The sequence below is a fragment of the Paenibacillus sp. GYB006 genome (assembly GCF_036577645.1).
Taxonomy (GTDB): domain Bacteria; phylum Bacillota; class Bacilli; order Paenibacillales; family Paenibacillaceae; genus Paenibacillus.
Genome location: NZ_JARBDA010000001.1, coordinates 799,598 through 818,205, shown reverse-complemented (window position 1 = coordinate 818,205; position 18,608 = coordinate 799,598). Strand labels below are relative to the sequence as shown.

13 protein-coding genes and 1 pseudogene are annotated in these 18,608 nt (G+C 41.5%); 1 reads left to right on the top strand and 13 read right to left on the bottom strand.

What is annotated here, in order from left to right:
* Positions 1-150 precede the first annotated feature (150 nt).
* From PV403_RS03950 to PV403_RS25285, 8 genes are all read right to left on the bottom strand, one after another.
* Complete coding sequence (locus PV403_RS03950) at positions 151-2,241, bottom strand: beta-galactosidase (RefSeq protein ID WP_332083660.1); 2,091 nt, start codon at positions 2,239-2,241, stop codon at positions 151-153.
* A 69-nt stretch (positions 2,242-2,310) separates the two neighbouring features.
* Positions 2,311-3,189 (bottom strand): carbohydrate ABC transporter permease, encoded by an 879-nt coding sequence (locus PV403_RS03945; RefSeq protein ID WP_213535689.1) that lies wholly within the window; start codon positions 3,187-3,189, stop codon positions 2,311-2,313.
* 28 nt (positions 3,190-3,217) lie between these two features.
* Complete coding sequence (locus PV403_RS03940; RefSeq protein WP_332083659.1) at positions 3,218-4,108, bottom strand: ABC transporter permease; 891 nt, start codon at positions 4,106-4,108, stop codon at positions 3,218-3,220.
* Between the two features lie 122 nt (positions 4,109-4,230).
* Entirely contained in the window at positions 4,231-5,913 is a 1,683-nt protein-coding gene (locus PV403_RS03935; protein WP_213535687.1) for a sugar ABC transporter, read from the bottom strand.
* Positions 5,914-6,014: 101 nt separating this feature from the next.
* Positions 6,015-7,649 carry a response regulator gene (locus PV403_RS03930; protein ID WP_332083658.1) on the bottom strand — a complete coding sequence of 545 codons (1,635 nt, stop codon included), beginning with the start codon at positions 7,647-7,649 and terminating at the stop codon, positions 6,015-6,017.
* A 6-nt stretch (positions 7,650-7,655) separates the two neighbouring features.
* Positions 7,656-9,389, bottom strand: coding sequence for a sensor histidine kinase (locus PV403_RS03925; RefSeq protein WP_332083657.1), 1,734 nt, complete (start codon positions 9,387-9,389; stop codon positions 7,656-7,658).
* 337 nt (positions 9,390-9,726) lie between these two features.
* Positions 9,727-10,917, bottom strand: coding sequence for an ornithine--oxo-acid transaminase (locus PV403_RS03920; RefSeq protein WP_332083656.1), 1,191 nt, complete (start codon positions 10,915-10,917; stop codon positions 9,727-9,729).
* A gap of 66 nt (positions 10,918-10,983) precedes the next feature.
* Positions 10,984-11,160: a hypothetical protein gene (locus PV403_RS25285; RefSeq protein WP_442951734.1), complete on the bottom strand. Its 177-nt coding sequence runs from the start codon at positions 11,158-11,160 to the stop codon at positions 10,984-10,986.
* Here PV403_RS25285 and PV403_RS03915 point away from each other — a divergent pair.
* Positions 11,102-11,227 (top strand): annotated as a pseudogene (locus PV403_RS03915) (MFS transporter); the annotation flags it as partial. The gene PV403_RS25285 and the pseudogene PV403_RS03915 overlap by 59 nt on opposite strands.
* Before the next feature lie 154 nt (positions 11,228-11,381).
* Here PV403_RS03915 and PV403_RS03910 read toward each other — a convergent pair.
* The 5 genes from PV403_RS03910 to PV403_RS03890 form a co-directional block, all read right to left on the bottom strand.
* Positions 11,382-13,022 (bottom strand): extracellular solute-binding protein, encoded by a 1,641-nt coding sequence (locus tag PV403_RS03910; protein ID WP_332083655.1) that lies wholly within the window; start codon positions 13,020-13,022, stop codon positions 11,382-11,384.
* Between the two features lie 119 nt (positions 13,023-13,141).
* Positions 13,142-14,800: a response regulator gene (locus PV403_RS03905; RefSeq protein WP_332083654.1), complete on the bottom strand. Its 1,659-nt coding sequence runs from the start codon at positions 14,798-14,800 to the stop codon at positions 13,142-13,144.
* Positions 14,801-16,552, bottom strand: a complete 1,752-nt coding sequence (locus PV403_RS03900) for a sensor histidine kinase (protein ID WP_332083653.1) — start codon at positions 16,550-16,552, stop codon at positions 14,801-14,803. It lies immediately after the preceding gene.
* 77 nt (positions 16,553-16,629) lie between these two features.
* On the bottom strand, positions 16,630-17,520 hold the full coding sequence (locus tag PV403_RS03895) for a carbohydrate ABC transporter permease (protein WP_213535678.1): 891 nt from the start codon (positions 17,518-17,520) through the stop codon (positions 16,630-16,632).
* Between the two features lie 15 nt (positions 17,521-17,535).
* On the bottom strand, positions 17,536-18,441 hold the full coding sequence (locus tag PV403_RS03890; protein WP_332083651.1) for an ABC transporter permease: 906 nt from the start codon (positions 18,439-18,441) through the stop codon (positions 17,536-17,538).
* Between the last annotated feature and the right edge of the window lie 167 nt (positions 18,442-18,608).

Here is an 18,608-nt window from a genome sequence, read left to right as displayed (position 1 = left end):
CCAATCGTATTCTTTTACCATTTCGTGATGGGGCTTCCCTTTTCCTTCCTGCCTCAGGATTTAACAAGAAGGCGGCATCCCTTCTGCTGATAAGTACTTATCAGAGATGAGTGCCGCCTTCTGTTTTATTATTTTATTATTATTTCATTATTATTTGATAATATGCTTTCTTTTTATAACACGAACACTGTATGGCTCTAATACAATCTGTTCTTGCAATGACTGACGATGATCAGAAGATGGAAGCCCAATTTCGGTGTAGTCCGCATCGTCCAAAGGAAGAACTTGTTCTTCTCCCGTATAGTTCTGTACAAATACATAATCATGCTCTCCATCTGTACGAACTGATACCGTTACCCCGCTTGGCAATTCACTCTCCATGGATTTCTTAATTCCTGCTTCTTTAATAATTCCTTGATAGAATGTTTTGTGAAATGATTCAGAGTTACGGGAAGCGATGTAATATGATTTTCCTTCTCCAAAGGAGTGTACGGTTGCTGCCGGTCTGCCTTTATAAAAATCACTTCCATAAACCGCTAGTGCAGTCGCACCTTCCAGATGAATCAAGTCACATAGTTCAATCGCTTCATATTCGCCGGTGAGTCCTAAAGAATTATCAGCTAGAGCTTCAATTCGGTTGACTTGTCCGTCATGAAGTCCATCAATTTCTTCTGACCAGATCCCAAGTGTTTTACGAAGCGGTCCTGGGAATCCTCCTAAATGACACAAGTCGTTCTCATTAACGATACCTGACCAATAAGTAGAGACAAACGTGCCTCCATTCTCCACATACTTCTCAATTCTCTCCCCAACCCCTGTTTTCACCATGTACAGCATCGGTGCAATAACAAGTTTGTATTTGGACAGATCTGCATCCATATTGATGATATCCACAGGAATCCCTTGATCCCAGAATACTTTATAGTGTGATTGAATCGTTTCATCATATTTAATTCCGATATTTCTTGGTCCTTGTGAATCCGTTATTGCCCAGCGATTCTCCCAATCAAAGACAATAGCAACCTCCGCTGGTACTACGGTTCCTACCACATCACGAAGTTCCTGTAGACAGCTTCCCACCTCGGTTACTTCACTAAATACGCGAGTGTGTTCATTCCCTACATGGTCTACTACTGCGCCATGCAGTTTTTCACTTGAACCTCGGCTCTTACGCCACTGGAAGTACTGTACAGTATCCGAACCATGTGCCACTGCTTGAAGAGAAGAAAGCAGATGCATACCTGGTTTTTTCAGTTTGCTGACATCCTGCCAGTTCGTCATGCTAGGTGTGCTCTCCATCAGCATGAATGGTTTGCCGCCTTTAATTGTACGAACGATATCATGCATTAATGCAACAGAAGCTGCCTGCTTGCTATCATCTTGCTCTGTATCATGCCATGTCGGATAACTATCCCAGGATAGAACATCAAGAACATCAGCAAATTTCCAATAATCCAGCCCGTCAAAATAACTCATAAAATTAGTCGTTACCGGTAAATCTGGGTTCACCTGTCTAAGCGGAGCGATCTCATGCTTCAAGAAATCGACTGTTTGATCTGTAACAAACCGTTTCCAGTCTAAATTCATCGCATGAACCTGAGTTTCACCGTGAGGCGCCGGAGACTCAATCTGGCTATAATCCGTATAGGTATGACTCCAGAAAGTCGTCCACCAGGCATGGTTCAGTTCATCAAGCGTTTCATATCGATCTTTAACCCATTTTCTAAACGCATCCTGACAGTAATCACAGTGACAATCTCCACCAAGTTCGTTCGAGATATGCCAGCCAATAACAGCTGGGTGATTTGCGTATCGCTCGGCAAGTTTAGTATTGATGATATTCACTTTCTCCCGATATACAGGAGACGAATAACAGTGATTATGACGGAAACCATGCAGGTTGCGAACCCGGTTACTGCTTACTCGCAGTACTTCTGGGTATTTTTGTGACATCCATGCGGGTCTCGCTCCGCTTGGTGTCGCAAGCAGTGCATAGATTCCATTCTCAGCGAAAGAATCCAATATGCGATCAAGCCACTCAAACGTAAATACCCCTTCCTCGGGTTCCAAAGAAACCCAAGAGAAAATACCAACGGACATTACATTGGAATGCGATTTTTTCATCAGTCTAATATCTTCTTCCAGTACTTCTGGATATTTCAGCCATTGTTCTGGATTATAGTCAGCGCCATGCAGCATAACAGGCGCTTTATCAAATAGAGGTGGATATTTCTGTATCATGATTTTGTATTCTCTCCTTTATTTGCATCGCTTTTTATATTTCATATGTTCATTCGAAAGTGTCTTCTATTAACCTTTAACAGAACCCACCGTCATCCCTTTTACAAAATACTTTTGCAGGAATGGGTACACAATAAGAATCGGAGCTGCTCCAATAAAGATTTGTGCTGCTTTCACCGTCGTTTGGCTGATGAGTTCCATCTCTTGTGGATTCATACTCATTGAGCTCATATCACGCTGAATGATGATCGTTTGCAGAAATGTAGCAAGCGGGAAATCTTTTGCATTATTGATATACAATAGTCCATCAAACCAGGAGTTCCAGTGAAATACCATACTAAACAAACTAATCGTTGCGATCGAAGGCAGTGAAATGGGAAGGTATACCGAGAACAAAGTTCGGAAATGTCCTGCTCCATCCATAAGAGATGCCTCTTCGAGTTCTTTCGGGATGCCTCTAAAGAAGTTCAGCATCAGAATTACGAGAAATGTATTTACAGCTGACGGCAGAACCAGTACCCAGAATGTATTCATCAAATGAAGGGATTGAATAACTTCGTAAAACGGTACAAGTCCTCCATTAAACACCATACTGAATACGAAGATCCAGGAATAAACCGTACGGCTTCTAAAAGCGCTGTTCTCTTTAGATAGCGGATAAGCCGCTAAAAACGTAATCACGAGTGTAATGAGCGTACCAACGATGGTACGTGCTACCGAAATCATGATTGATCTAAGAAACGCAGGATTATTTATTGTCTTTTTATAAGCTTCTAAAGAAAAATCAATCGGAATCAGTGATACAATATTGGCATCGGCCGCTGCTTTACTACTAAACGAAATGGCAAGTACGTGTATAAGCGGAACGATACATAGTACAGATAAAATAATAAGGAAAATCGTATTAACAACGTTAAAGACACGGTATGATTTTGATTTATGATACACAGTTTTTCCTTCCTCTCTTATCCTTTATTTAGAAGATACGGTACCCTGCCCACTTGTAGGCAAGTCTATAGGAGATTAAGATAAGGACCATACTAATCACGGATTTAAACAATCCAATGGCTGTACCAAAGCCCATCTCTCCGTTTAGAATCGCAGTACGGTAAACAAAGGTATCAATAATATCTCCTGTTTCATATACAAGCGGATTATAGAGGTTAAAGATTTGGTCAAATCCGGCATTAAGCACATTCCCTAAGGCAAGCGTTCCTACCACAATCGTGATTGGAATTAAGGAAGGGATCGTAATATGAAGAGTTTGTTTGAAACGAGTTGCTCCATCCATCTCAGCAGCTTCATATAAAGAAGGATTAATTGTAGCAAGAGCCGCTAAGAATATAATGGTGTTGTATCCAAATTCTTTCCAGACATCCGATAAAATTACTGTGATACGGAACCAATTGTTATCCCCTAAAAATAGGATGGGGTTAATCCCGAACTCTCCAAGTACTCGGTTTACCAAGCCCCCTGGAGCAAGCAAGTCCACCAGAATTCCTCCAAGAATTACCCAAGATAGAAAGTGAGGCAGATATACAAGAGTTTGTATAGAGCGCTGAAGTCCAACTTGTCTAATCTCGTTCAGCAGGATGGCAAACACAAAGGGAACAAGAAGATTGAAGATCATCTTCGCTACAGCAATGACAAGTGTGTTCCAGATAACCTGAACACTGTCATCTCTCTCGAATAAATAGCGGAAGTTATCAAGTCCTACCCATGCAGAACCTGAGATCCCTTCCCAAGGTTTATAATCTTGAAAAGCCATGACGATCCCGCCCATTGGCAGATAACTAAATAAAAATAAGAAGATCATGGCAGGCAGCAGCATTACATGGAAAGGCCATGTTTTTTTCAACATTTTCATCCACTTTTCCTCCTAATTTTCGTCTCCCAGCTCATTTTGAGTGAAGAAAAGCAGCATGCATGAATGAATGCATGCTGCTTTTCGGGAGTTTATCGTGGTAGTCTTACAATCGAATTGCAATCTTATTTGACACTGTCATACCATGTGTTCACTTCTTCTGTAATCTTGTCGCCGCCTCCAGCTTTCCAGGTCTGAACAAAAGTATCAAAAGAGTCTACTGGTTTGTTACCGTAAATAATTTCATTGAATGTTTGATTCTCGATTTTATTAAGATAGTCAAGTTTTGATTTCATTGTTTCTGTAGGTGGACCTGTGAACATATCTTTGAATGAAATATCTTCTTGCGACATAAGAACCTTCGCAGCATTAGGAGTTTCAAGGCCATAGTTCGCTTGCACTTCACGTTCTAGTCTTGTAGTTGCTTCCTTACCATCTGCGAGACTGAGCAGAGCTTTCATCTGTGCATCTGGTATCCGCGCACCATCACGAACAAGTAGATAACGAAGCACGTTTACATAGCCGCCTTCAATCTCGTCGTATCTCTTCTGGTTACCATTTGCATCGAGCTCATAGTCATATCCTTCAAATAAACCGAAATCATGTTTACTTCCTGCAGCCGGATCTGCAAACTGGTCATACATGTAGTTTTGGTAAGTAAAGAATGCTTCCGGATGTTCCATATCTTTCTTAATAAGAGTCACTGCACTAGCATAGTTTGTTCCATGACGCATTGCTGTACCATCTGCTCCCGTTGGGATTGCATAAGGTTTCCACACTGCTTTCGGATCATTTTTCACTGTATCCGTCAGCGGCCAGCCGCTCATCCAGTAAGGTCCAGGGATAATACCAGCCGTACCGGCCACAGCAGGCTCAGCTGTTTTATTTTCATCCCATAGAGCTACTTCTTGTGGAATGTACCCTTTTTCAAACCAATTTCTTAATCTTTCAAGACCTGCTTTCATCTCTGGCTGTACAGATCCATATTCAAGTTTTCCATTTTCGTCTAAATTCCATTGCTGAGGAAGCGTACCTGCTGCGCCAAAGACCCAGGAAGGATCGCCCATCCAAGTGTTCATTGAATTTTTAAACCCAATACTCAGTGGAATTACTTTACTCGGAGCAAGTCCGCTTGGGTTATTGTTCTTAAAGGCATCCATTACTTGTTCAAGTTCATCAAGCGTTGTCGGTGCTTTGAGATTTAGTGCATCGAGCCAATCTTGACGAATCCATAGGATGTAATCATTGTTGTATGCATAATCTAGAACAGGAATCCCCATTTTCTTACCATCACGCGTTACTGAATTCCATACCGTAGGGTCAATTTCCATCGCTTTTTTCCAAGTGTCTGAAGCATATTTATCAAAGAGCTCGTCCACTTCTCCGTAAATACCCGATTCAATTAGATCTTGTATTAGTTGTGTTTCATTAGATCCGATTGTGATGATATCCGGCATATTCTGTCTTGATGACATCGACAGTCTTACTTTCGTTGCAAAAGCCCCATTCGTATCTGTTACAGACCATAGAGAGTTGATATTAATTCCCAGCTCTTCTTTTGCCCATTTCGTTGCGACACTATTTTCAATCGTTTCCCCATTTTTAAATGTGACTGTCGGATCGATTCCCCATGCAGTGGAGATCGTGACTTCCGGATCGTATTTTTCTTTGTATACGTTTTCAGTATTTGCCGGTGCAGACGTATTACTATCACCTGAGTCTTTACCTGAACATCCCATAAGGCCTGCACTGATGACCATCGTTAATGCAAGGACAGCAAGTGAAGAAGTTTTCCACGTTCGTGCCATTTTGTTTCCCCCTAAATTTCTTTATCTTCATATTTTCATTATGGATGATATCTCTATTTTTTCCTATGACACTAATTTAAGGTTTCTGCACCTTTTACAACTTATTGCTCTCTAAACTCATTTGGGGTTATTCCATAATGCTTCTTAAACAGTTTGCTGAAATATTGTGGATTTTGATAGCCAAGCTCAGCTGTAATCTCATATATTTTTTTATTCGTATGTTTAAGCAGATATAAAGCTCGCTCAAGCCTTGTACGAATCAAATATTCACTTAGGCCCTCTCCTGTCTCGGCTTTGAAAATCTTGGATAAGTACACGGGATGAAGAAATACACGATCAGCTATCATTTTGACCGTTAATTCGATTCCTTCTTCTTGCAAAATCATATCTTTTACCTGGCTTACAATATGGCTTTTCGGTTCTGCAGGAGCAGATACTGCCTGTTGAAACTTCATAAGTATTTGCTCTGTGTAATCTTTTAACAGCGGCGGGTAGTGAATCATTCGTTCCACCAAATGAGGTTCAAGTCCTTTTGCATCCAATTCACTGATCCGAAGTCCCGTTTGATGGGTGATATACAAAAAAGAATTGATGATTGCCAGATAAATCTCATACATGTGCTCACGTGAGACCGGATTTTTTTCGATAATCGCAAATACTTCATCTAATCGCTGTGAAGCAGCTTCCCAGGATTTTCGTTCTAAAAGTTGCTGCAGCATCGGTGGTCTGTACAATACTTCAAAAGCAGCTTTTGAAGATGGAGATTCTATACTTACATTGTCTCCTTCAATAAATACCACACCCGACTCCATCTGACGGTCCGCTAAATAAACAGAGTTCAAACCGCGTCTGTAGGTTTCACTGATATCCTGCGGAAACATACATGGACGACTTACGATGACATGCACCTCTCCTCGCAAATACGTCAATACACTAGACCGAAAGTTCTCGATAAAAGGCCGAAGATTTTTAGGTTTTAGAAACTCCGATTCCCCACTTTCTATATCATGTTGATCTTTCGACTGTAACAATATCAATAAACAATGATGCGGTGTTCTCCCTTGCCAGACATCGTATGTTTCTCCAAAAATCTCTTCCGCCATATTACCTATTGCATACTCCATAAGCACTCTCGTTTTTTCATCATGTTCCATGAAACCTTCATGTAAACGAACAAGAATCATTGTTGTCATAGATGAGTACGAAAGCTTAATCTCATAATCATGTAGAAGTTGGATCATTCTCTCCGTCTGAATCTGATCGCCCATGAGAAGTTGACGCAATAAATTTTCTCTAAGGAGCGTATAGTCCGATTTACGTTGATATAACAACTGTTGATACTTCGTAGCTTGTTTTCCTTCTTCGTCAATGGACTGAACGGCCTGCTTAATGCTTTTTATAAAATCATCATCATCTACAGGTTTAATGATATAATCCGATGCACCTAATTGAATCGCTTTTTTCGCGTACTCAAACTCACCGTATCCCGTTAGCAGAATCGAACGTAGACTCGGGTACAATACACTTGCTTTTTCGATCAGTTCAAGTCCGTTCATACCGGGCATTCGAATATCCGTTATCAAAATATCGACGGGGTGAGCAGCAAGCAGCTCGAGTGCATCTCCTGCTGAATCGCTTCTATATACTTCACTGATTCCTAGTTCACTCCAAGGGATTGTTGCTTCCAAACTTTCTGTCACATAGGTCTCATCATCTACAAGCAGTACATTAATCATAAATGTTCATCCCTTCTTTATATTATCTATATAAATCGTTGCTTTCAGGCCACCCATAGGAGATCTTCCAAAAGTTAAGTAACTTCTCTCTCCATACCGCAGTTGCACTCTTTGATTCACATTCCATAGTCCGCAACCGCTGTGTTCGTCCATAGGTCTTGTTAGCTGGTCTTGTAATAACCTCATTGCCTCCTCGTTCATTCCAAGTCCATCATCTTCGACCTGAAGGCACAGACGACCCTCATCTTCAAAACCCGATACGCGAATAAAAGACGCATCTGCTGACCTCTCAATTCCATGAATAACTGCATTTTCGATCAGCGGCTGAAGGACAAGCGGAGGAACCAGTAGTTCCATCATTTCTTCTGGTATTTCCATCACATAATCCAAACGGCTCATTCTCATCTTTTGAATTTTTAAATAGGAAATGACAAAAGCAATCTCTTCTTTCATAGGAACGAGATCCTTTTCTTGACGTGTCGTGTAACGATAATAACGGGAAAGGTTATGAGACATCGCCACCACTGCATCCGTTTTTCCAAGCTTCGCCATACTCGTAATATAAGAAAAACAATTATAGAAAAAATGAGGATTAATTTGAGACTGCAGCTGTTTCAGCCTTGCTTCACGCACTTGAATCTGCTCTAGGTAAACGTGTTCGAATAGCTCCTGGATCTGTATAACCATGGAGTTAAATCGCTCCGATAAAAAGCTGAATTCATTCCGCCCTTTTGGCTCAAGCCGGACAGAGTAGTCTCCAATCTTTAAACGCTGAAAGCCGTGCATTAAATCTCTGACCGGAACCTGCACTTGTACATATAACAAGTAAGCTGCCAAGAAACTCATAAATAAAAGGCAGGCAACCGCTCCGTAAAACAACCGATTCGAGTTTTTAATGGGAGCGAGCACATCGGTCAGTGGAATATAATCAATTAAATACCAGCCTGTTATAGGCGACATCACGGTGTGAACACTATAGACTTCCTTCCCAAGCTCAATCGTGCGGTAATCCACATCTTTTATTTCGGTAAAATCCAATTGTTTCAATAGTTCCGTACTCCGGTCTATATCCGCTGTTCGGTTATAAATCGTGCCTGTCCCAGGTATATAATAAAAAGGATCTCTTCTTCCGTTACTTTTGAACTTGTCCAACATATCCTGGATATTAGTACTGTCGAATTCAAGCTTGATAATACTTCTCGCATTTTCCACTACATCTCTAGCTGAATATGGAGATGCTGTATACCAGGAGAAGAGGTAACGCTCCTCATTTCCTGTTGTCACTTTTTTTACCTGCCAGCCAGGTAAATTGGCGTTATCCAGTTCCTTATTATCGTATGTTCTCGAATCATTTTCGGTAATCATACGTTTCATAGAAGCTGAATATAAACTCAAACTGCTTCTCCAATTAGAAGAACTCTCCTGAATACTTAGCTTATTCTGGATTCTTTTCACATGATTAATAAGATCCAAATTTAGATATTCACTCTCCAAATCCTGTTGTTCAAAACTCTCAATATCCGGATCATGGATTAATATAATAGGCCAGGAGGATAATTCCTCGATGCTTGTATTCACCTGACTTTGAAAAAAAGCAAGTTGATTACTACTAGATCGATTGAGTTCACTCACAACGACGTTTGTTGTCATTTTGTTCGAGTAACTGTATAAAAGCACAACAGGAATTAGCATAATTACAATGAGAAGTACCATTTTAGTAAACAAGTGATATCGAACCATAGCCTTGTAAGCCACCCCAAACCTAAAGATATGTAACGTAAATAATGACGAATGACTGAAATAATAATCGAAAAATGTCGGACGAACTTATTGTAAGCGTTTGATATGGAAAAAGTAAAACTATTTTTGTTTCTCATGCAAAAAAAAGGCAGACTCTCTCGTCTACCCAAAAATATTACTAAAAAATTCGAACTATATTCTGACATCATTCGAGAACGAATGGATCCGGCCTCCTCGACATTAACCGCACTGATCGATGACATTCTTTTATGCATTTCGTTATATTGCGCAAAGGGCTAACAAAATGACGATTTCTGTTAGTTTACCATTGTCTGTATTACGTAAACACCTGCTCCAATTGTGTGATGGCCCACTCCAGTTCCTGAACGGATATGACAAGCGGCGGAGCCAATCGAATCACATTTTCATGTGTTTCTTTACATAACAGTCCTAACTGCATTAATTTCTCGCAGTACGGCCGTGCTGAACCCTTGGTTTCTATGCCGATAAATAAACCGCGCCCGCGAATGGTTACTATATCTTTAGTAGGGATGGCTTGTAACCTCTTCAGCATTTTCTTGCCGAGGTCAAGAGAGCGATCTGCAAGCTTTTCATCTTCAATCACAGCTAGTGCAGCTATGGCTACACTGCTTGCCAGTGGATTCCCTCCAAAAGTAGAACCATGGGATCCTGGTTCAAACAGTCCAAGAATATCGTTATCAGCGGCAACCGCAGATACGGGCAGAACCCCTCCCCCGAGTGCTTTTCCCATAATGTAGATATCCGGAACTACCTGTTCCCAATCACATGCAAACCGCTTACCTGTTCTGCCGAACCCAGTCTGTATTTCATCGGCTAAGAGTAGTACATTCTCTTGATCGCAAATCTCTCTTACTTCCCGTAGGTAACCTTCCCTTGGTATGACAATTCCAGCCTCACCCTGAATAGGCTCTACTAAAAAAGCTGCCGTACTCCGTGTGATTGCAGCCTTTAACGCATCAATGTCTCCATAAGGAATAATGGTGAACCCTGGAGTAAAAGGACCAAACTCTCTTTTATAGTCCGGTTCTGATGAGAAGGATGTAATTGTTGTTGTTCTTCCATGAAAATTCCCTTCGCAAACGATGATTTCTGCTTGATCAGAACTCACTCCCTTAACACGGTAGGCCCATCGCCTTGCCGCTTTCACCGCCGTCTCTACTGCTTCTGCGCCTGTATTCATAGGCAGAATTTTATTTTTCCCTGTCAGCTTCGTAAGTACTTCCATCAGTTCTGCAAGAGGCGCATTATAAAAGGCCCTTGAAGTAAGCGTCACCTCGTCTGCCTGTCGTTTGAGCGCTTCAATAATACGAGGATGACGATGCCCTTGATTCAAAGCAGAGTAGCCGCTGAGCATATCCATATAACGACGTCCCTCTTGGTCTTCAACCCACACCCCCTCCGCCTTATGAATAACAATCGGAAGTGGATGATAATTATGGGCGCCAAGCCTCTCGGTCTGTGACATGATATCTGCTGAAGATTTCATTTATTTCGCCTCCCTCTGTGCTGTTACAATCCGGGTTCTCTATTTAATGTATGCAGAGCAAAGGAATCATGATGTTTTCACAATTGCACTAAGAATGAGGAATGTAACACCGACTACCCAGCCTTCTGTTCCTTTTGATATAACAGGATTATATCCATTTCCAAACTCTTGGATATCTGCACTTGAGTGGGCCCTTATTCCAGCCGCAGCCATTTGTAACGTGAGTCCATTTGAACTTGCCAAATGAAATCTTATTCCTGTCCTAACATGGCTTACTGTAACGACGATCGTAGCCATTTTATTGATGTAGGACAAAAATAAAAAAGGACCGTAGGCAAACTAGTCTAGGCTAATTTGTCTACAGTCCGAAGGGCTCCTATACGAAATCCCTTTCACATTGATATAGTTCTTACCCAATGATTCATCTCTTATGGATCGTTTGAATCTAGTTCATAGCAGGGAACTTACTTGCTTGCATTGATTACTTCATTTACTTCCTGCGTAATTTGATCACCGCCGAGTTTTTTCCAATTTGCAACAAAGTTATCAAACTCGTCAATGGACAGGTTGCCATAAATAATTTTCAGAAACGTCTCTGCTCTCAGTTTGTCCAGTGTTGCCTGCTTCGTGTTCATGGTCTTTGTCGGTGCATAGATGAACTCATTCATCATAATTAAATCATGATCCCGATAATATTTAATGACACCCTGTGAGCTTTCTGGTCCGAAAATACGTTCCATATGCCATTTATCGAGGTTCCCATTACGGTAATCCATAATATCTTCATAGAAAAGCTTCGCTTCGAGCCCTAGTCCTGACGTGTCTCCCGTTTTTATCGCCTGCTCTACTTCATCTTGTGCTTTTACGTTTTTGTTGGCAGGAAGGTTTGACACTGTGGCATTTTGAAAACCAAGTCCTGTTAACCCGTTCAAGTAGTCAGCTCGTTCTGTTTCTGCAGACTCACCAAACATTTTCTCGGCTTGGAAATTGAGCAATTTGATTAATGCTTCAGGATGCTCATAGCCTTTACGAACCGCAAAGATTCCCCCTAAACTCAAATGATTTTGGGTCTTCGCTGGCTCAGCATCAATGGACTGAACAGGATATGGCATCCAGTCTACATTTTGATCCTTCTTGATCATACTACTAACTTGAAAAGGTGCCCATTGCGGCAGGAAGAACATGCCTGATTTGCCTGCATTCACATCCTCCATCATCTTGGCAAAATCTTTAACACCAAACTCCGGATCAATTACACCTTTTTTATACAGGTTCTGCAGTTCTTGCAATCCTTCTTTCACTTCAGGTTGAACGGTGCCATTAACAACCTGACCTGATTCATCCTTAATCCATGTCTCAAGATATCCGTGATAACCAAGCAAGAAACCGTTAATCGGCAAATCCTTGTTCAGTGCAATACCAAACGTATCATTTTTACCATTTCCATCTGGATCTTCAAAAGTGAAGGCTTCCGCGATCTTGATCACGTCCTGCATAGATTTTGGAGCTTCCAGTCCCACTTTTTTGAGCCAATCTTGGCGAATCCAGATCATATCAGAAGAGTCTAGTGAACCTGGGAAACTAACCATAGCGTATATTTTTCCATCTTTGGTTACCGGTTTCAGACCTGCTCCATCTTCTGCGGACATAAATTCTTTTACAAGATCGGATGCGTATTTGTCATATATTTCTGTCAAATCTTCGAGCATCCCGGCTTCATGCAACTGTTCAAATTGAACCGCACTCACTTTCAGCACATCCGGCAAATCTCCACTTGCGAGCGTAACGTTCATTTTATCATTGTAGTTGGTATCCGGAACAATCCAATCATAGGTTACTTCAATACCGAGTTCATCCTTATAGCCCCTAGTCCAAATATTGCTCGCTTGAGTATCTCCTTCAGCTAGGGTTTCTTTTCCGGTTTCAGCCATAGTAGACGTAAGCTTAATGGGTGGATCATACTTCGTGAGCGGTCCCCCAGCATCTTGCTGTGTACTTGAGCTCGCTACCTCTTCACTTCCCGCACCTGACGAACAGGCAGTAATCGTTGCTGCTAAAACCATGGATAATGTAAGTAATGAGAACTTCTTAAGTGATATATTCATGTGAATCCCCCTTTTTAATCCTCACTGAGATATGTATTCATTGTATGAAGAAAGCGCTATCACTTCGAGTGGACGAAGTTGACATCTGGTATCTTTGATTTACCAATTCTCATTCTTTGCTAATTTTTTTGCTCACGGTACTCTTGGGGGGTACAACCGATCGCTTTCTTGAAAAACCGATAAAAATAATGTTGGTCGCTAAATCCGACCTTAGCGGATATTTCATGCATTTTACAATTTGAACCCAGTAATAATTCTTTGCTACGCTCAATCCGCCTGTCATGAATGTAATCGGATATTCCCTTTCCTGTAATCCGTTTATACCAACGGGACAAATAGGAAGGATTCAAGGAAACCTCCTGTGCAATGCGGGTTAAAGAAAGATCGTCTTCTAAGTGATGTTTGATGTAATGATGAATAGCAATCAGAATCTGGGACTGGTCATTCAGGCGAGTATCGCTCCTTTTGGAAATAATCCATTCATAAGCTGTTTGATAGAAAACGACCAACTCTGGCCAAGGTGTATGTATATTAAAGTGAAGCATACGGGAGAGCGTTATTTCCTCCATGGCAGACTCATACAAACCGAGTTCATGAAGTATTTCTATTAGTCCATTTCCTGCTCCTGTGATGATCTTCATTCGAAAGAAGGGATCTTGAAGTCCCGCCTGCGCTGCTTCCGTCCATTTGTGAAATGAATCGAGCCACTCCCTTTCACCCGCGGTGATCCGCTCTTTAACCTGATCCATATGAAGAGTAGCGACCGCCTGCTGACTCAACAGGTTTGGTGTATAGTCTGAATCAGAATGCAGTTGTACACGAAGCAGCTTTTCCATCCCAAGCCCAGGCCCATCATGGATAGACAGTCGCAACCTTGCAATCGTTGAATTAAGATCTGCCCATTCCACAGCCTGATCACTCACCATAATCGATACGGACAGTTTCAAACAATCTGCACAAGATTGTTGCACAGACTCAAGCGTTCCATAGACAAAACGATAGGTCTGTTCCCATCTCTCCTGCTGATTTGATGGAAAGCGTGAGTGTTCTACCAAAGGTTGTATTAAACAGGAAATCACCTGATAATCCAGATCAATAGCCTTAACCGTAGTTTTATCTTGAAGTAACTCCTCTGCGACATTAGCAACCGCATAGCGAATCAGACTTCGGTCTGAATGAGATTGATATTCGCTCCATTCCTCTACTCGGATGATGACCGGAATTACGGGTTCCCCTGACCGGAGAGGAAGCTGTACGGCATCCAGTTCTTCTTGAAGTGAAGCAATACCTTCCTTTTCCGTTCGTTTCATTACATCGAGCAGCAATTGCCGCTGCAATTGAGGAAGTGCCCTTGGCAGCTTACTCTTGAACCAGGCATTCTGATAATGGAAGTCATTCTCTTCCGAGATTTGCTTAAGCGCTCGCTCTACTGCAGCACGAATATGAGCCATGCCCTCTGTCTTTAACAGGTAATCTACAACACAAGGATTTCGTATCGCTTGATGCGCGTAGTCGAATTCGTTATGCCCTGTCAGTAGCAGAACCTTGCACCTTGGCCATCGATCCATAATCTTCTCGATTAGCTCCATTCCATCCATACCAGGCATACAGATATCGCTGAGTACAATATCAATTTTGACCGTATTCAACCACTCAATCGCTTCAAAAGCAGAGTAAGCCTTAATAATCTCCATATCCTGAAAATCCGCTTTTTGAAAGAACGCATGTAATCCATCCAAAATAACGGGTTCGTCATCTACAATTAGCATCCGCTGCATCTAAGATTCTCCTCTCCCTGGAACATTTACTATGATACATAGGCCGCCCAGTTCACTGCGCTGTGCGGTAAGACCATATTCTGCTCCGAACTTGATCTGCAGTCTTTGATGGACGTTGATAAGACCTGTAATCTCTTTACTTTCATGCCGATGTACTGACTCTTGAAAAGCAAATTCAAGATCATTCAGAATTTCATCGGTTAACTGATTCCCATCATCCTCTATTCTTATAGACAACTTGCCATGGTCTGCCTTGTAAGAAATCTTAAGCACACCCCCGCAGCTGCGCTTGGATAGTGCATGCTCAAAAACATTTTCAACAATAGGCTGCATAATGACTCGGGGAACGGTTATAGCTCTGTAGTCTGAATTCATCTCTTCGATTTGAAGGTTTATCCTTGATCCAAACCTTATTTTTTGTATAGCTGCGTAGACCAGTGCATGGTCCATCTCTTCTCCAAGAGAAACCTCTGCTTGCGAGTCTCTAGACATATATCTAAAATATTGACCGAGATAATCGGTGAATTTCTGTATTAATTCCACATTTTCAACTTCAGCCATTTGTTTAATACTGAATAGACTATTGTATAAAAAATGAGGCTGTATCTGTGACTGTAGATGCTTAAGCTCGGCCTCACTGGTTCGGATCCGAGCGATGTAATTTTCCTCAATCAAAATATGTAAGCGCTCTATCATATGGTTAAAACGAGAGTATAAATATCCGAATTCATCCCGTCTTGAATGTGGAATATAAATGCTGGTATGACCTTGCTCTGCCATACGAAAACCTTTAACTAGCGCAGATAACGGCTTGTGAATGGATCTGTAGATTGAAAACGAAAAAATCAGAATAATAACGATGGACATCACAGTTAAAATCCATAGCCATAGCTTGTACTGCTCTAAAGGTGCCTCAAGTACATCATCAGCAATGCTGGAAGTAAGCAGGAATGAATGCTCTTGATCATAGAGTGAATAATGCAAGTAATGGTCGGACTGATATCTTGTCATCTGCGGTGAATCCTGGGACCTTGGTGTCTGCGCATCCAGTAGCGAAATAGAAGCAACCTGATCTGATGAAGAAATTACGACTTGCTGCTTATCACCGAAACTGAGGGTAATGTCGCTTCCCCCTTTTTCTGAGAGCTGTTGTAATCTCTGCTTGAGCTCTTCAGCACTTAAACGTATACCTAGTATAAAATTGGGCGGTTCTTCGTAATTCATATTATAGGGATTGCTTTTAAGAAAATAGAGATCGTTATTTAAATAAGATAATTCGCCATTCAGGTTTCCCATCGTTGCCAGCAGGTTTCTCCATTCATCATCTTCCACACTACGGATACCATCGGTTGCACTGACTCTTTTGTGAAGAGCGGGTACATAGTATACAACATCACTAATGTACGGACTTGCTGCCATGATCTGACTCAGTTTGTTATGTATGTTATTCAGACTTGAAGTTACATCATACCTGCTCATAATAGCTGCTCGTGTACTTAAGGTAGACATCGGTTCATCAAAAGAATATTCATTTACGAGTCCGCTCATTCGTTCCAGTTCGAATTGCAGATGGTTATGGTAGAAATCCAGTTTAGATTCGTGAGCTCGTTCTACTTCGATCTGCATCTGTGTGGAGCTGTAATGCGTAATCATAATACTTATCCCGTACAATGGCAGAATAACAAGGACAAAGGCAATCATTAGTTTGAAGACAATCGAATTCGTTTTCCAGCTTCCCCTGACATATTTCATTATCCCCGTAGCTCCCTTCTCATAGGAAAAAAGGAGCCGGAAATCGGCTCCTCCATTTGGTTTTCCTACTCATGATCTTATCCCTTAACACTCCCGACAACAAGACCATGAACAAAATATCTCTGCAGGAATGGATACACAAGCAGGATCGGAATAACTGACAAAAAGATTTGTGATGCCTGCGTTGTTCTGTCCGATATTTGACTGAGTAATGTTGCATCTTCAAGCGTCATCATCTCACTCTGAATCATGGTAACCTGCTGCAACATGGACTGAAGGTAGGTAGCAAGCGGGTAGTGATCCGGACTTTTCATATAAATCATGCCGTCAAACCACGCATTCCAGTGACCCACCATAGAAAATAGTGTAATCGTTGCGATACTTGGAAGTGAGATCGGCAGATAAATGCTCCATAACGTTCGAAAGTGCCCCGCCCCGTCCATCCATGATGCTTCTTCCAGCTCTTTGGGTAAGCCTCGAAAGAAATTAAGCATGAGCAGCACATTAAAAATAGGCACCGCTCCCGGTAAAATGAGCGCCCATATCGAATCGAGAAGACCCGTTTCCTTCACCACAAGGTAACCCGGGATAAGCCCCCCGCTAAACAACATCGTAAATACGAACAGCCAAGCATAGATGGTTCTTGAACGGAATTTGGATGCCTCTTTAGAGAGAGGGTAGGCAACAAGAATCGTAAAGATCAGGTTAGTCGAGACTCCAAGTACAACACGAAGGAGACTCGTTCCAAACGAATTCAGAAATTGTTTATTTTCCAAAATATATTGATATGACGATAAAGTGAAATCTACAGGCCAGAATGTGACGCTTCCCGCTTTGACTGCATCACTTGAACTAAAAGAGATGGCCAAAATATTAACGATCGGAAACAGACAAAGCAAGGCAAGAACGGTAAGAATAACGTAATTAAACCCTAAAAACCATCGATAGGCTCTCGAAGTGTGGTGCATGGTCTTGCCTCCTTTCTAGAAAATCCGATAATTGGCAAAGCGATAAGCTAAATAATAACCGAGTCCTATGAAAACGAAGGATACCACGGATTTAATAAGACCCAGTGCTGTGGATACCGAATATTGTGCATCCTGTAGACCAATCCGGTAGATCATCGTATCTAAAATATCTCCTGATTCATAAACAAGTGGATTGTAGAGGTTAAATACCTGATCAAATCCACCATTAAGCACATTTCCAAGACTAAGCGTAACCATCAAAATGACGATTGGGCGTATCCCTGGAAGGGTAATGTGCCATGTCTGCTTCCATCTTCCCGCGCCATCCATGACGGATGCCTCATAAAGAGACTTATCAATACTTGTAAGTGCTGCCAAATAAATAATTGTACCAAAGCCAAATTCTTTCCATTGGTCCGTAATGACAAGTATGTAGGGAAACCATTCATTACTAGCGAGAAATTGAATAGGTTCAATACCTATTGCCTTAAGAAACATGTTAACGAGCCCGCTACTTGGGGATAACACGTCCACAATAATACCGGCAAGGATAACCCATGAAAAAAAATGCGGCATATAAATAATCGTTTGAATGGTTCGCTTGAAACCTGTTCTTCCTACCTCATTCAGCAATAAGGCAACGAGCACAGGAATCACTAGACCCGAAACAATTTTCATGACAGAGATGAATACCGTATTCCATACCACCTGTCTAAAACCAGGCAGATCAAACAGGTATCTAAAATTGTCAAGTCCCACCCAGTTCACATTTTTAAACCCGCCAATGGGAGAAAAATTTTGAAAAGCAATGGAGAGCCCGGCCATAGGAATGTAACCGAATACAATAATGATGAGCAGACCAGGCAAAATCATAAGATGAAGCGGAACATTTCGAATAAATTGTCTGTAGTTGGAACGCATAAGCTGTCTCCTCCTTCAAATTCAATTATAGGAGCAGGCCAGACTGTGTAAAAGTGTAGGGTATTTACTTTAGGTATCTTCTGTTGACTCCGAATCTCAGTTAAATATTGAAGATTCATTGTTTTGAATGCAAAAATCCTCCATCCTGTCAGGAGCGACAATGCGCC

Bases quoted from the DNA above. Each gene is read 5' to 3' on its own strand.
- PV403_RS03905 (WP_332083654.1), bottom strand. From the start codon at position 14,800: ATGCAGCGGATGCTAATTGTAGATGACGAACCCGTTATTTTGGATGGA.
- PV403_RS03895 (WP_213535678.1), bottom strand. From the start codon at position 17,520: ATGCACCACACTTCGAGAGCCTATCGATGGTTTTTAGGGTTTAATTAC.
- PV403_RS03940 (WP_332083659.1), bottom strand. From the start codon at position 4,108: ATGAAAATGTTGAAAAAAACATGGCCTTTCCATGTAATGCTGCTGCCT.
- PV403_RS03930 (WP_332083658.1), bottom strand. From the start codon at position 7,649: ATGATTAATGTACTGCTTGTAGATGATGAGACCTATGTGACAGAAAGT.
- PV403_RS03890 (WP_332083651.1), bottom strand. From the start codon at position 18,441: ATGCGTTCCAACTACAGACAATTTATTCGAAATGTTCCGCTTCATCTT.
- PV403_RS03900 (WP_332083653.1), bottom strand. From the start codon at position 16,552: ATGAAATATGTCAGGGGAAGCTGGAAAACGAATTCGATTGTCTTCAAA.
- PV403_RS03935 (WP_213535687.1), bottom strand. From the start codon at position 5,913: ATGGCACGAACGTGGAAAACTTCTTCACTTGCTGTCCTTGCATTAACG.
- PV403_RS03910 (WP_332083655.1), bottom strand. From the start codon at position 13,022: ATGAATATATCACTTAAGAAGTTCTCATTACTTACATTATCCATGGTT.
- PV403_RS03925 (WP_332083657.1), bottom strand. From the start codon at position 9,389: ATGGTTCGATATCACTTGTTTACTAAAATGGTACTTCTCATTGTAATT.
- PV403_RS03950 (WP_332083660.1), bottom strand. From the start codon at position 2,241: ATGATACAGAAATATCCACCTCTATTTGATAAAGCGCCTGTTATGCTG.
- PV403_RS03920 (WP_332083656.1), bottom strand. From the start codon at position 10,917: ATGAAATCTTCAGCAGATATCATGTCACAGACCGAGAGGCTTGGCGCC.